The organism is Pseudomonas urmiensis (assembly GCF_014268815.2).
GTDB classification, from domain to species: Bacteria; Pseudomonadota; Gammaproteobacteria; order Pseudomonadales; family Pseudomonadaceae; genus Aquipseudomonas; species Aquipseudomonas urmiensis.
Genome location: NZ_JABWRE020000001.1, coordinates 395758 through 410143, shown reverse-complemented (window position 1 = coordinate 410143; position 14386 = coordinate 395758). Strand labels below are relative to the sequence as shown.

Below are 14386 nucleotides of genomic sequence, written 5' to 3'. Positions count from 1 at the left end.
CAGTTTTCAAGAGGTAATGTAGTAAAAACCACAACATTACCGACAAGTGTTACAGACAAGTGGTAGATCAACCCCTACCGACAGTACGATAGACAACACTGCAAAAAGCCTGCTGCACCGCCAGCCGGCTGTCTTCTCGACCCAAGGACACACCATGGACCGCGTGCGCAACCTCCTGGAACAGATCCAGGGACGCCTCGACGAGCTGAACAAGGCCGAACGCAAAGTCGCCGAAGTCATCCTGCTCAACCCTCAACAGGCGACTCGTTTCAGCATCGCCGCTTTGGCCCAGGCGGCCAAGGTCAGCGAGCCGACCGTCAACCGTTTCTGCCGCTCGTTCGGCGTCAGTGGCTACCCCGAGCTCAAGCTGCAACTGGCGCAAAGCCTCGCCAGTGGCGCTGCCTATGTCAGCCGCGCGGTGGAGGCGGACGATGATCCGGCCGCCTACACCCAGAAGATCTTCGGCAGCGCCATTGCCTCGCTCGACAGTGCCTGCCAACAACTCGACCCGCAACAGATCAGCCGCGCCGTGGACATGATGATCCAGGCCCGTCAGATCCACTTCTTTGGCCTGGGCGCCTCGGCCCCGGTGGCCCTCGACGCCCAGCACAAGTTCTTTCGCTTCAACCTCGCGGTGTCGGCCCATGCCGATGTGCTGATGCAGCGCATGCTGGCCTCGGTTGCCCATACTGGCGACCTGTTCGTGATCATTTCCTACACCGGGCGTACCCGCGAGCTGGTCGAAGTGGCGCGCCTGGCCCGCGAAAACGGCGCCTCGGTGCTCGGCCTGACGGCTGCCGGCTCGCCGCTGGCCAACGCCTGCAGCCTGAGCCTGCACATCCCACTACCGGAGGACACCGACATCTACATGCCGATGACCTCGCGGATCATCCAGCTGACCGTGCTCGATGTGCTCGCCACCGGCATGACCCTGCGCCGCGGCGTCGACTTCCAGCCGCACCTGCGCAAGATCAAGGAAAGCCTCAACGCCAGCCGCTATCCGATCGAGGACGACGAGCTCAATTGAGCCGGTGCGCCTGCAAGCGCAGGTGCGCGCGCTGCCCCGGCGCCAAACTCAGGCCCTCGCCACTGCCGCTGGCGGCTTCGACGCAGACAAATCCCCGGCTCTCGCGCCCGCTGACGCCCATCAGCGGGCGATTGCCGGGGTGCCAGACCACCGTGTCGTCGCTGTCGCCGGTATCGATGCACAGCTCGCGCTGCCAGGCCGGGTCATGCAGCTGGACCCGCGGCGTGCCCGGATAGACCTTCTGACACCCACCCTTGACCTTCAACGCGCCGTTCTCACGGCAGGCCTGGCGGTTCAAGCGGTCGTAGCCGTCGATATCTTCCAGCCCGGATAGCGCTATCTCGGCAACGTTGCTGATACGCCAGTAGGCCAGCAGCGCATGGCTCAGCTGGCAAGGTTCGCTGTCCTGATGCTCGGTGCTCAAGCTCAGCTCCATGCGATTGCCAAGCCGGGCGTGCAGGTCGACCTGCCAATCGCACAGGTCCAGCCGCCACGTGAGGGTCACGCCCTCCTCATCCTCGCGGCTATCTACCAGCTTCCAGTCGAGCAAGCGTGCCCAGCCATGGGCCGGCCACAGGTCTTCGCTGGGATGGCGGCCATACCAGGGCCAGCACACCGGCACCCCGCCACGAATCGCCCCGACCTGCGGCCACCGCTCGGCACACCACAACCAGGGTCGCTCGCCGGCCGGTTGGAAGTGCAGCAGTTGGGCGCCCTGGCGGCTGAAAACGGCCTGGCAACGGGGGTGATCTATGATCAGCACATCGCGCTGTTGGTAACGCTCCCACTCGAACGTCGGCCTGGGCCGTTGCGTGGAAAAGAAGCGATGTAGCGGATGTTCAGGCATGGTTCCAAAGCTCTTGTTGTTTGAGATAGCGCTGTCTCGACCCAAGCCGCGCTACCACTGAAGACCAGTGGTAGCGGGATAGCCAAGAATGGATGGCGTAAATTTACAACAATTTTCCTCAGAATGACGACTGAATCTTCAGGCCTGCGACCAGCGCGTTATCCACTTCATCGACCCCGCCGGGGCTTTTGATGTATTGCAGGTTGGGCCGCACGGTCAGCCAATTGGTGACATGGAAGCCGTAGTACAGCTCGGCGTTGTACTCGGTGCGCTGCAGCGGGACGAAGCCTGGATTGTCGTAGTCATTGATGCCGCTGCCGGCATTGAGCTGCTCGGCGCGCTTCTTGACGTCGTCGTTGACGTGAATCCGGGCGATACCGAAACCGATGTCATCCTTGGGCCGGGCATCGAAGGCGCCTTTATAGACCAGGCCGACTTGCTGGTAGTTGTCGACCACGTTGGTGGCCTTGTCATGCACGGTGAAGTTGGCGAACACACTCAGCCCGCGATTGACGTCGCCGCCGTGGGCAGTGACCTGCTGCTGCGCCACCACCCACCAGCCGTGCTTACTGGAGTGCGACTTGAAGCCCTCGCCAGTGATGCCCTGCGGGTTGCCGTTGACATCCTCATAGACGTCGTCAGCCTTGGCCGTGCTGTAGTAGTAGCCCAGCCGGTACTCGCCCGGCAGGCCATTGACCTTGGGCGACCAGACCATTTCCACCGGCAGGATCGCGCCCTTGGTGCCGCTGCCGCTGAGCTTGAAGCCATTACCGGTCTCAAGGTTTGAGGGGTTCTGTTCGAATGCGCCGACCTGAACGAAGAACTCCGGGGTGATGTTGTACTTGACCCGCAGCGCCCACTGGCTGACCGGCCAGTTGTACCAGATGCCCCCCACCCAGTTACCGACCTGCGAGCCACAGAACGCCAGGTTCTGGAAGTCGCAAGGGAAGCTGTTGAAATCTTCGCCCTCACCGAAGCGGCCGAATTTCACATCCAGCGCGCCATCGAAGTATTTCTGCTTGATCCACATCTGGGTCAGCCGCCAGGTCTGGCCACGCCCCCACACTTCTTGCACCGAGCTGAACTGCCCGGCACGGGGGTCGCTGATGCGGTCATTGGACAGGTTGCGCCCGCTGCGCTCGGTGATCGCCAGCTTGAACTCGGTATCGCCCCAGCCGAGGATCTTCTCCAGGTCCAGGTGCATGCCCAAGGCGAACTGGTCGCTGTAGCGCGCGGTCTTGTCGTCGTTGTAGCCGCCATTGAGGTTGCCAGCCACTTCGCCGACATAGTCGAGGGTGAAGTCGTAGCCCTTTTCCAGCAGCTCGGTACGGGTGCCGCCCCAGTCGCCGGTCATCCATTTCGATTCGCTGGAAAAGGCCTCGGCGGCCTGCGCGCCGTTGCTGCCGACCACAGCCAGCAAGGCCAGCGAACCCAAGGTCTTGATGCGTTTGCGATGTTCCATCCCTTTGCGTCCTCTTTTCTTGTTTTTTAAGTAGACGATCTATCGGCCCTTGAAGCGAGCCACATTGTCCTTGTGCGGCGCAGCGGCACTGGACAAGTCCAGGCGCTCACCGCTTTGCGCGTCGAACAGCAACACCCGCGCCGGATCGAACTGCAGGTTGAGGCTGTCGCCAATCTGGCAGGCGACATCCGGAGCCAGGCGGCAGCAGACCTTGGTCTGGTTGAGGGTGACGAACACCAGCAGGTCAGGCCCGGTAGGCTCGGTCACCTGCACCTCGGCGCGCACTGCCGGCAGGCCGTTGCCCTCGCCGGTACCCAGGCTGATCTGCTCGGGGCGCACGCCGAGAATCACCTCACGCCCCTCGAATGCGTCGGTGGCCGCGCCCAGTGGCAGCTCACAGCGCGCCTGGCCACTGTCGAGCAAAGCCAGCAGGCGGCCGTCTTGGCGGGTCAGGCGCACCGGGATGAAGTTCATCGGCGGCGAGCCGATGAAGCTTGCGACAAACTGGTTGGCCGGATCGTTATAGATCTGTTGCGGTGTCCCGAACTGCTGGATGATGCCGTCCTTCATCACTGCCACCTTGTCGCCCAAGGTCATGGCCTCGATCTGGTCATGGGTGACGTACACCGTGGTGGTCTTCAGGCGCTGGTGCATCAGCTTGATCTCGGTGCGCATCTCGACCCGCAGCTTGGCGTCGAGGTTCGACAGCGGCTCGTCGAACAGGTAGATCTTCGGCCGCCGCGCCAGCGCCCGGCCCATCGCCACCCGTTGCTGCTGGCCACCGGACAACTGGCCCGGCTTGCGCGTCAGCAGATGCTCGATCTGCAACAGCTTGGCCACCCGCGCCACCTCCTCGTCGATCGCCGCCTGGGGCAGCTTGCGAATCTTCAGGCCGAAGGCGATGTTGTCGCGCACGTTCATGGTCGGGTACAGCGCGTAGGACTGGAACACCATGGCGATGTCGCGATCCTTGGGGCTCATGCCGCTGACGTCCTGCTCGTCGATCAGGATCGCCCCGCCACTGATGCTCTCAAGGCCCGCGATGCAGTTCATCAAGGTCGACTTGCCGCAGCCGGAGGGGCCGACCAGGATCAGGAACTCGCCATCCTTGATCGACAGCTGGATGTCCTTGAGCGTGTCCGGAACGCCGGTGCCGTAGGTCTTGTTTACATTGCGAAGTTCGAGCGTTGCCATGACTTACCCCTTGACCGCGCCGGCGGTCAGCCCGCGCACGAAATACTTGCCCGCCACTACGTAGACCAGCAGGGTTGGCAGCCCGGCGATCATCGCCGCAGCCATGTCGACGTTGTATTCCTTGGCCCCGGTGCTGGTGTTGACCAGGTTGTTCAGGGCCACGGTGATCGGCTGCGAATCGCCGCTGGAGAACACCACCCCGAACAGGAAATCGTTCCAGATCTGGGTGAACTGCCAGATCAGGCAGACCATGATGATCGGCGTCGACATCGGCAGGATGATCCGCCCAAAGATGGTGAAGAACCCGGCGCCATCGAGGCGCGCCGCCTTGACCAGAGCATCGGGAATGCTCACGTAGTAATTGCGGAAGAACAGCGTGGTGAAGGCCAGGCCGTAGACCACATGCACCAACACCAGGCCGCTAGTGGTGCTGGCCAGGCCCAGCTTGCCCAAGGTGAACGAGGCCGGCAGCAGCACGGTCTGGAACGGCAGGAAGCAACCGAACAGCAGCAGGCCGAAGAACAGCTGCGAGCCGCGAAAGCGCCACATCGACAGCACATAGCCGTTGAGCGCCCCGATGGTGGTGGAGATCAGCACCGCAGGCACGGTGATCATGATCGAGTTCCAGAAGTACCCGCTGACCGTGGCCCAGGCCTTGACCCAGCCAATGCCGGTGACCACCGTCGGCCAGCTCAGCAGGTTGCCCGAACCGATGTCTTCCGGGGTTTTGAAACTGGTCAGCAGCATCACCACCAGCGGCACCAGGTACAGCAGTACAGCGCTCAGCAACACCGCGTGAATAGCGATGCGGCTCAGGCTCAGCGCCGGTTTGTCGAGGCGGTTAGTCATGGCGCTTGGTCCTCAATTCCGAGTACAGGTACGGCACCAGGATCGCCAGAATCGCGCCGAGCATGAGGATCGCACTGGCCGAGCCCATGCCCATCTGGCCCCGGCTGAAGGTGAAGGAATACATGAACATGGCCGGCAGGTCGGAGGAGTAGCCCGGGCCACCTGCGGTCATTGCCGCGACCAGGTCGAAGCTCTTGATGGCGATGTGCGCGAGGATCATCAGCGAACTGAAGAACACCGGCCGCAAGCTCGGCAGCACCACTTGCCAGTAAATCCGCGGCAGGCTTGCGCCGTCGATCTGCGCAGCGCGGATGATCGACTGATCGACCCCACGCAAACCGGCCAGGAACATCGCCATGATGAACCCCGAAGCCTGCCAGACCGCCGCGATCACCAGGCAGTACACCACCCGGTCGGGGTCGATCAGCCAGTCCAGGCGAAAGCCCTCCCAGCCCCAGTCGCGCAGCAGCTTGTCCAGGCCCATGCCGGGGTTGAGCAGCCATTTCCAGGCGGTCCCGGTGACGATCATCGACAGCGCCATCGGGTACAGGTAGATGGTGCGGATGAAGCCTTCGCGGCGGATGCGCTGGTCGAGCAACACCGCCAGCAACACGCCGATCGCCAGGCTGATGCCGATGAACAAGCCGCCGAACACCAGCAGGTTCTTGCTCGCCACCCACCAGCGGTCGTTATCGAACAACCGGGCATATTGGGCAAGACCGGCCCACTTGTAGGTGGGTAGGAAGGTCGAGGTGGTGAACGAGAGAACGAACGTCCACAGGATGTAGCCGTAGAAGCCCACCAGGATGATGAACATGCTCGGCGCCAGCACCAGTTTTGGTAGCCAACGCTGCAAGGCGTCCAGGGGTGAGGCCCGCAGTTGGGCGGTCAAGGTAGTCATGATTGCGATACCTGTCAGTCAGTGATGCCACAGCAAGCGCGCCTATTGCCTAGGCAGCACGATCCCTGTGGGAGCGGGCCGGCCCGCGAAGAGGCCGGCCCGCCCCCCCCCTCAGTGGATAGCAAGGGCAAGTTGCAGCGGCGATGGCTTCAGAGGCGTGCTATTGCGCCGCCTTGATCGCTGCACCCAGCTTCTTCGCAGCATCCGCAGGATCGGCCTTGGGGTCATTGATGTAGTTGGTCACCACATCGAAGAACGCGCCCTGCACCGCCAGGTTGGTCGCCATGTTGTGCGCCATGCTCGGTTGCAGGCCGCCGTTCTGGGCGTCGGCAAGGAAGTCCTTGGCCGAGGTTTGCGCGCAGGCATCGAAGCCATGCTTGGCCATGTCGGCGAGCAGGTCCTTGCGCACCGGGATCGAGCCTTTGTTGGTGCTGAACAGTTTCTGGAAGTTCTCGCCCATGACCACCTTGGCGATGTCCTGCTGGCCGGCGGAAGTACCGGCGTCCTTCTGCTTGAACACCACCAGCGAGTCGATGTTGTAGGTGAAGGCCTTGTCGGTGCCGGGGAACGGCACGCACTGGTAATCCTGGCCGGCGACCTTCTTGGCCAAGGTCCATTCGCTCTTGGCCCAGTCGCCCATGACCTGCATGCCGGCCTTGCCATTGATGACCTTGGCCGCCTCCAGGTTCCAGTCCTGGCCTTTGCCGTCGACATCCATGTAGGTTGCGACTCGCTTGAGCTCGGTCAGCGACTTGACCATGTCCGGACCGGTCAGGGTGGCGTTATCGAGGTCGACGAAGGCTTTCTTGTAGCCGTCCGCCCCCATCACCGACAGCACTACCGCTTCGAATACGGTGCTGTCCTGCCACGGCTGGCCACCATGGGCGAGCGCGATGAAGCCTGCGGCCTTGAGCTTGTCGCCAGCGGCATAGAATTCTTCGAGGGTGGTCGGCGGTTTGTCGATACCGGCTTTCTTGAACACTTCAGGGTTGATCCACAACCAGTTGACCCGGTGAATGTTCACCGGCACCGCCACGTAGTCGCCGTCGAACTTGACGGTGTCGGCGACCTTCTTCTCCAGCAGAGCGTCCCAGTTCTCGGCCTTGGCTACATCCTTGAGTACGTCGCTGTCGAGCAGCCCGGTGGAGGCCCAGTCCTGGATATCCGGCCCCTTGATCTGGGCGACGCCTGGCGGGTTGCCGGCGACTGCACGGCTTTTGAGCACCGTCATGGCCGTTGCACCGCCACCGCCTGCGACTGCGCCATCTTTCCAGGTGAACCCATCTTTCTCGACCTGGGCTTTGAGTACGTCGACCGCGGCTTTCTCGCCGCCCGAAGTCCACCAATGCACCACTTCCACGCTGCCTTTGGAATCGGCGGCCAGGGCGCTGAGGGGGAATAACGAGGCAAGAGAGATCGCGGCGGCGAGGCGGAGAGTCGAATTCATCGGAGTACCTTTCTTGTTGTTATGCAGTGCAAGACTGTCGCTTGCGTTGCAGAGCAGTGTAATAACGCCTTGGATGGCGCCAGGTAACGAAGCGCTGTGCGAATGTCATCACTTGGTTACATTGGCCCGGGCGAGTGCAGTAGCCAGGCTGGGCGCCAGCGGCAAAGCAGGTAGCAGCACGGCCTGGTAGGCATGGTAGAGGTCGGGTTTGCCGCCCCAGATGCTGGCGCTGGGGCGATTATCTGGGTCCAACTCGTGGTGCCAACTGCCAGCGGCGCGGTCGATCAAGTGGCTATCGATGAACGTCCAGAAACAGTGGTACCAGCCCTGGTAATGGGCCTCGCCGGTGCGCCGCCATAACGCTGCGGCGGCAGCGCTGGCTTCGGCGTGGGTCCAGTGCAGGCGCTGGCGCACTACCGGGCGCTTATCCCAATCCAGGGTGTAGACGATGCCTGGGGCACCGTCGGCGTGCCAACCGTGTTCACAGGCGCTGTCGAACAGGACACGGGCGGCGGGCAGCAGCCAGTCAGGCGTGGCCAGGCTGGCCAACTGGCGCGCGGCCTCCAGGTGCAAGAGCAAGCGTGACCATTCGAAGCCGTGCCCGGGGGTGATGCCATAGGGACGAAAGCCATCGGCAGGGTTCGCCGCGTTGTACTGCGCCAGTGCTTGCCAGCGCGGGTCGAAATGCTCGATGACCTGGTAACCGTTGGCCCGCGCCTGGCCATGGATGATGCGTTCGACGATCCTAAGCGCGCGATCCAACCAGACGCTGTCGCCGGTGACATCGGCCAGGGCGAGGAACGCCTCGGTCGCGTGCATGTTGCTGTTAGCACCGCGGTAGGCTTCCTCCTGCTGCCAGTCGCGGCTGAAACTTTCACGCAGGGCGCCCTCCTCGTCGCTCCAGAAATGCCTTTCGATGATCTCGCTTGCCGCCTGTAACAGCTGCGGCGCAGCGGTGCTGCCGGCGACTACTGCAGAGCTGGCCGCCAGGGCGACGAAGGCATGCAGGTAGGCCGCCTTGCCGGTATCGCCATAGCGAGCGGGCTTAGCGTACCAACCGCCGAAGCGGGCGTCGCAGAGTGGGCCGCTGAGGGCCGCCACACCATGTTCGACCAGGGCCAAACAGCCTGGAATGCCTTGCACATGGGCCATGGCGAAGCAGTGGGTCATACGCGCAGTGATGATGGTTTCGGCGATGGCCTCGTTGGGCAAACGTCCTTGTGCATCGAGGCCGGCGAAGCCTTCGGCAAGTCGCGAAGCCTTGGCGAATGAGACCAACCGTTGCCCTTCAGCCAGCAACCAAGTGAGATGCGCGGGTGAATCGAGCGAACGGGTGAGCGGAAATTGATCGGTGCTCATCGATCTACTTCGTCCTTGTCGAGGACAGGCCAGATGCCTGTCGTGAAGCGAGATTCTAGCCAGCGCTCGGTGGCTGCCATGTCACGAAGGCTTGTGCGAATGTCACCTGGTGGTGACATTTCTGGGCTTTGTAGTGTCAGGTCACTCAGGCGTACGTGGCAGACACAAGGTCACCCGCAGCCCACCCTCACGCAAATTCAACAGGCTCACTTCGCCCCCATGACTGTGGGCAATGTTGCGTGCGATCCCTAACCCCAAGCCATAACCCTGTTGCTTGCCCGCCAGGCGAAAGTGCGGCTCGAACACCTGCTCCATCTGCTGCTGCGGCACGCCCGGGCCCTGATCATCCACCTGCAAGACAAACCCTTCGGCGCCATCGATGATGCGCAAATGCGCGCGCTCGCCGTACTTGATGGCGTTATCGATCAGGTTGCCAATGCACCGGCGCAGCGCCAGGGCCTTGCCTGGATAAGGCGCCTGGGCACTGCCCTCCAGGGTAATGCGGCCATCACCCAGATACGGCTCAGCCAGGATCTCCAGCATTTGATTGAGGTCGATCGGCTCGATGTTCTCGTGAATGTCGGTGTCCTTCACGCACTGCAAGGCACCTTTGACCAGCAGCTCCAGCTCATCCAGATCACGGCTGAACTTGGCTTGCTGACGCTCGTCTTCGAGCAACTCGACCCTCAGCCGCAGGCGGGTGATTGGCGTGCGCAGGTCATGGGAAATGGCACTGAACAGCTGGCTGCGCTCCGTCAGGTAGCGACTGATGCGTTCACGCATGCTGTTGAACGCGCGCCCCACTTCGACCACTTCACTGCCGCCACCTTCGACCACCGGCGCTACATCGGCGCCCAGCGACAACTCTCGCGCCGCCCGCGCCAGGCGCTTCAAGTGCCGGCTTTGCCAATGCACCAGCAAGCCGATGAACAGCAACAGCATGGCGGTGGTCAGGGCGATGAAACCCATCTGCTGGCGGGGCAGCCGTTCGGCCTCAAGGCTGGTATAGGGCTCGGGCAGCAGCGAGGCGATATACAGCCACTCGCCCTGGCCCAGGCGAATCTGCGTCACCAACACCGGCGGATTGAGCGGCTCGAGGGTCAGCGAATAATGCGCCCACGAGCGCGGCAGTTCATCGAGCTTGAGCCCGCTGTTGAAGATGCGCAGCTCATCGGGGCTGACGAACTCGACGGACACTTCGATCTGCTGGCCGAGCCGCTCATGCAGCACCTGTTGGAACACCTCGATCACGGCCTGCTTGCGTGGGGTGATCGGCAGCACGGCCATGTCCAGCGGCTTATCGTTGAGCGAAACGAAAAACCGCGTGCCACCCATGCTGCGCAATTGGTCGAGCACCATCGGCCGGTAGGCCACGGGCAGCGAACGAAAGTAACTGACGCTGGCACTCATCGAATGGGCCAGGCTACTGGCACTGGCCCGTAGCCCCTGCAGCTGGCTGGCGCGCAGTTGCGCGACCCAGATCAGGCTCGACAAACCCTGGGCGAGCAGCACCACCAACAACGTCAGCAGCAGCATCCTTCCGAGCAACGAGCGCGGCAGCAGGCGCCAACGGCGCTCAGTTAGCGGGGCAGACATGTGCCGCCAACAGGTAGCCGCTGCCACGCACGGTACGGATCAAGCGCGGCGGCTTGTCGGTATCGCGCAGACGCGAGCGCAAGCGGCTGACCGCCATGTCGACGATGCGGTCCAGCGGCATCGGCTCGCGCCCACGGGTGGCATTGCCGATGGTGTCGCGGTCGAGGATCTGCTGCGGGTTGTCGAGAAACAGCTTGAGCAAGGCAAAGTCGGCGCCGGAGAGGATCACCTCTTCGCCGTCGCGGTGGAACAAGCGGTGGCTGACGGTATCCAGACGCCAGTCGTCAAAAGCCAGCACCGCACTGCTCGGTGCAGCCTGGCCAAATTCAGCGCGGCGCAGCAGGGCCTTGATGCGGGCCTGCAACTCGCGTGGGCTGAACGGTTTGCCGAGGTAATCGTCAGCGCCCAGTTCCAGGCCGATGACCCGGTCGGCCTCGTCGGAGCTGGCGGTGAGCATGATGATCGGCACCCGCGACAAGCGCGGATGCTGGCGGACCCAACGGCACAGGCTGAAGCCGTCTTCGTCGGGGAGCATGACATCGAGGATCACCAGGTCGCAGGGTGCGCTGTCGAGGGCTTGACGAAAGCCTTGGCCATCGGCTTCGGCACGGACCTGAAAGCCCGAGCGGCTGAGGTAGGTTTGTAACAGTTCGCGGATTTCCTGGTCGTCATCGACCATCAGGATCGATCGGGCGGCAGTGCTCACAAAAATCCCTTCCCCTGCTCAGCGCGGGTCTGAATGCCCGCTGTTGTTGTGTGACCGCGAGATGGGTCCGCTTTGCGGCCCTTCGCGGGCAAGCCCGCTCCCACAGGGCTCAGCGTGATCCTTGTGGGAGCGGGCTTGCCCGCGAAGGGCCGCAAAGCGGACCCAAGATATCAATGTTCCAACGTTTGCTGCAGAGCGACACCAGCCCCCAGCAAGCCGGAAAACTCAGCCGTCACCAACCATACCGGCACACCGCTGAAATACCCACTCATGCACCCCTTGTCGGCAAAACTCGCGGCAAAACCACTGCGCAAAAACAACTCGGCAAAGCGCGGAATCACGCCACCAACGATATAAACCCCACCTCGCGCGCCCAGGGTCAGGACATTGTTCCCCGCTACCCGTCCAAGGAACCGGCAAAACTGCTCGACCACCGCCAACGCCCGTGGCTCACCGGACAAAGCCGCATCGGTGATCTGCGCCGGGGTCGTGTGCCGCTGGACGTCGCCATCCAAGGCACAGATCGCCTGATACAAGCGCACCAACCCACCACCACTGAGCACGGTCTCGGCACTGACATGGCCGATCTGCCGATGAATCTCTTGGTGAATGGCCGCCTCGCGCGCGTTGCCCACCGGCAGGTCGACATGGCCGCCCTCCCCTGGCAACGCCAGCCAGCGCTGCTCACCCAAGCGCAGCAAACTGCCCACGCCAAGGCCGGTGCCAGGCCCGATCACCAGCGCCGGACGGCTCGGGTCGGCAGCACCGCCGCACACCTGGCGAAACTCGCCATCGCGCAGGCGGGTCATGCCCAGGGCCATCGCGGAAAAATCATTGATCAGTTGCAGGTGCTCGACTTGCAGGGTCTGGCAGAACGCCTTGCGGCTCAGGCGCCAGTGGTTGTTGGTGAAGCGAAACTCATCGCCATCCACCGGTCCAGCCACCGCCAGGCACACCGCGGCCAGGCCGCCACGGGCTAGGCCTTGCTCACTTAGATAGGCCTCGATTGCCTGCTCGGGGCTGGTGTAGTCGGCGGTGGCCAGCACCTGCACGGCGTGCAGCTGGTTGTCGCGCCACAGGGCAAAACGTGCGTTGGTACCGCCAATGTCGCCAACCAGCAGGTCTTTCACTTGAGGTTCTCCAAGCCAGAGGTAAAGGCGCTGGCGCCCTGCTCGGCCGGGCTGAACGCCACACGCATGAAGCCGAACAGCTCGCGACCACAGCCCAGGTCATTGCCCAGCGGTGCGGCTGGCAGCTCGCGGCTGGCCAGTTCGTCGGCCGAGACCATCAGCTGCAAGGTGCCTTCGACACCATCGACCCGCACGATATCACCATCACGCACGCGCGCCAGCGGGCCACCATCATAGGCTTCCGGGCAAACGTGAATGGCTGCCGGGATCTTGCCCGATGCGCCGGACATGCGTCCATCGGTCACCAGTGCCACCTTGTAACCGCGATCCTGCAACACCCCGAGGAACGGCGTGAGCTTGTGCAACTCAGGCATGCCATTGCAGCGCGGCCCCTGGAAGCGCACCACGGCGACGAAGTCGCGCTCCAGCTCGCCAGCCTTGAAGGCATCGGCCAGCGACTGCTGGTCATGGAACACCCGCGCTGGCGCCTCGACCACCTGGTGCTCAGGCGCCACGGCAGAGACTTTCATCACCCCACGGCCCAGGTTGCCCTCCATGACCCGCAGCCCGCCCTCAGCGGAGAATGGCCGAGACACCGGGCGCAGGATGTTTTCATCCAGGCTCTGCAACGGGCCTTCGCGCCAGACCAAGCGGCCATCCTCGAGGAACGGCTCCTGGGTGTAGCGGCGCAGGCCGTGGCCCGCCACGGTGTTGACGTCTTCATGCAGCAGCCCGGCATCGAGCAGCTCGCGAATCAGGAACGACATACCGCCTGCCGCCTGGAAATGGTTGATGTCGGCCTTGCCGTTCGGATAGACATGCGACAGCGTCGGCACCACCTCGGAGAGGTCGGCCATGTCCTGCCAGGTCAGCTGGATGCCTGCTGCCTGAGCGATAGCCGGGATGTGCAGGGTGTGGTTGGTCGAGCCGCCAGTGGCGTGCAGGGCGACGATCGAGTTGACCAACGCCTTCTCGTCGACGATCTCGCCCAATGGCATGAAGCTGCCGCTGGCCTTGGTCATCCGCGTCACTTGCTGCGCCGCCTCGGCCGTCAGGGCGTCGCGCAGTGGCGTGTAGGGGTTGACGAACGAGGCGCCGGGCAGGTGCAGGCCCATCACTTCCATCACCAACTGGTTGGTGTTGGCGGTGCCGTAGAAGGTGCAGGTGCCGGGGCTGTGATAGGACTTCATCTCCGACTCCAGCAGCTCCTCGCGGCTGGCCTTGCCCTCGGCATAGCGCTGGCGCACGTCGGCCTTCTGCTTGTTGGAAATGCCCGAAGGCATCGGCCCGCCGGGGACGAAAATGGTCGGCAGATGGCCGAAGCGCAGCGCGCCCATCATCAGGCCCGGGACGATCTTGTCGCAGATGCCGAGCATCAACGCGGCATCGAACATGTTGTGCGACAAGGCAATCGCGGTGGACATGGCGATCACTTCGCGGCTGGCGATGGCCAGCTCCATGCCCGGCTCGCCCTGGGTCACGCCATCGCACATGGCCGGCACGCCGCCAGCGAACTGGCCGACCGAGCCGATCTCGCGCAGCGCCTGTTTGATCTGTTCGGGGAAATGCAGGTACGGCTGGTGCGCCGAGAGCATGTCGTTATAGGCCGAGACGATCGCCACGTTGGCCGCGTTCATCATGCGCAAGCTGTGCTTGTCCTCGGCACCGCAACCGGCCACACCATGGGCGAAGTTGGCGCACTGCAGACTGGCGCGCATGGGGCCATCACTGGCCGCGCCACGAATCAGTTGCAGGTAGCGCTCACGGGTGGGACGGCTGCGTTCGGTCAGCCGTTGGGTGACCTCAAGGATGCGCGGGTGCATGTACTGGACTCCAGGCTGACTGTAAGGGTGGTCTGAAGCGGCATT

The 14386-nt window shown here is 63.3% G+C and carries 12 protein-coding genes; 1 reads left to right on the top strand and 11 read right to left on the bottom strand.

Annotated features, from left to right (window positions below; all coding sequences use genetic code 11):
- Positions 1–163 precede the first annotated feature (163 nt).
- Positions 164–1027, top strand: a complete 864-nt coding sequence (gene hexR, locus HU737_RS01820; RefSeq protein WP_186556454.1) for a DNA-binding transcriptional regulator HexR — start codon at positions 164–166, stop codon at positions 1025–1027.
- Here the strand turns inward: hexR and HU737_RS01815 are convergent.
- The 11 genes from HU737_RS01815 to edd all read right to left on the bottom strand — a co-directional run bounded on the left by HU737_RS01815 (position 1020) and on the right by edd (position 14341).
- The gene (locus tag HU737_RS01815) at positions 1020–1874 is read right to left on the bottom strand and encodes a D-hexose-6-phosphate mutarotase (protein ID WP_186556419.1); all 855 of its coding nucleotides are present in this window, start codon (positions 1872–1874) and stop codon (positions 1020–1022) included. The genes hexR and HU737_RS01815 overlap by 8 nt on opposite strands.
- Positions 1875–1992: 118 nt before the next feature.
- Positions 1993–3336: a carbohydrate porin gene (locus HU737_RS01810; protein ID WP_186556420.1), complete on the bottom strand. Its 1344-nt coding sequence runs from the start codon at positions 3334–3336 to the stop codon at positions 1993–1995.
- A gap of 39 nt (positions 3337–3375) precedes the next feature.
- Positions 3376–4530: an ABC transporter ATP-binding protein gene (locus HU737_RS01805; RefSeq protein ID WP_186556421.1), complete on the bottom strand. Its 1155-nt coding sequence runs from the start codon at positions 4528–4530 to the stop codon at positions 3376–3378.
- A 3-nt stretch (positions 4531–4533) separates the two neighbouring features.
- Positions 4534–5379, bottom strand: coding sequence for a carbohydrate ABC transporter permease (locus HU737_RS01800; protein WP_186556422.1), 846 nt, complete (start codon positions 5377–5379; stop codon positions 4534–4536).
- Positions 5372–6280, bottom strand: a complete 909-nt coding sequence (locus HU737_RS01795; protein WP_186556423.1) for a carbohydrate ABC transporter permease — start codon at positions 6278–6280, stop codon at positions 5372–5374. The genes HU737_RS01800 and HU737_RS01795 overlap by 8 nt, the downstream gene beginning before the upstream one ends.
- 160 nt (positions 6281–6440) lie before the next feature.
- Positions 6441–7727 (bottom strand): ABC transporter substrate-binding protein, encoded by a 1287-nt coding sequence (locus tag HU737_RS01790; RefSeq protein WP_186556424.1) that lies wholly within the window; start codon positions 7725–7727, stop codon positions 6441–6443.
- A gap of 108 nt (positions 7728–7835) precedes the next feature.
- Complete coding sequence (locus HU737_RS01785) at positions 7836–9086, bottom strand: D-mannose isomerase (protein ID WP_186556425.1); 1251 nt, start codon at positions 9084–9086, stop codon at positions 7836–7838.
- 141 nt (positions 9087–9227) lie between these two features.
- A complete protein-coding gene (locus HU737_RS01780; protein ID WP_186556426.1) occupies positions 9228–10682 on the bottom strand; it encodes an ATP-binding protein in 1455 nt (484 codons plus the stop codon).
- A complete protein-coding gene (locus HU737_RS01775) occupies positions 10663–11388 on the bottom strand; it encodes a response regulator (protein ID WP_186556427.1) in 726 nt (241 codons plus the stop codon). The genes HU737_RS01780 and HU737_RS01775 overlap by 20 nt, the downstream gene beginning before the upstream one ends.
- Positions 11389–11558: 170 nt before the next feature.
- Positions 11559–12518, bottom strand: a complete 960-nt coding sequence (locus HU737_RS01770) for a glucokinase (RefSeq protein WP_186556428.1) — start codon at positions 12516–12518, stop codon at positions 11559–11561.
- A complete protein-coding gene (gene edd / locus HU737_RS01765) occupies positions 12515–14341 on the bottom strand; it encodes a phosphogluconate dehydratase (RefSeq protein ID WP_186556429.1) in 1827 nt (608 codons plus the stop codon). Before edd ends, HU737_RS01770 begins: the two co-directional genes overlap by 4 nt.
- Between the last annotated feature and the right edge of the window lie 45 nt (positions 14342–14386).

Coding starts and splice junctions, on each gene's coding strand:
- HU737_RS01805 (WP_186556421.1), bottom strand. CDS start 4,530: ATGGCAACGCTCGAACTTCGCAATGTAAACAAGACCTACGGCACCGGC.
- HU737_RS01780 (WP_186556426.1), bottom strand. CDS start 10,682: ATGTCTGCCCCGCTAACTGAGCGCCGTTGGCGCCTGCTGCCGCGCTCG.
- HU737_RS01795 (WP_186556423.1), bottom strand. CDS start 6,280: ATGACTACCTTGACCGCCCAACTGCGGGCCTCACCCCTGGACGCCTTG.
- HU737_RS01800 (WP_186556422.1), bottom strand. CDS start 5,379: ATGACTAACCGCCTCGACAAACCGGCGCTGAGCCTGAGCCGCATCGCT.
- edd (WP_186556429.1), bottom strand. CDS start 14,341: ATGCACCCGCGCATCCTTGAGGTCACCCAACGGCTGACCGAACGCAGC.
- HU737_RS01810 (WP_186556420.1), bottom strand. CDS start 3,336: ATGGAACATCGCAAACGCATCAAGACCTTGGGTTCGCTGGCCTTGCTG.
- HU737_RS01815 (WP_186556419.1), bottom strand. CDS start 1,874: ATGCCTGAACATCCGCTACATCGCTTCTTTTCCACGCAACGGCCCAGG.
- HU737_RS01785 (WP_186556425.1), bottom strand. CDS start 9,086: ATGAGCACCGATCAATTTCCGCTCACCCGTTCGCTCGATTCACCCGCG.
- HU737_RS01790 (WP_186556424.1), bottom strand. CDS start 7,727: ATGAATTCGACTCTCCGCCTCGCCGCCGCGATCTCTCTTGCCTCGTTA.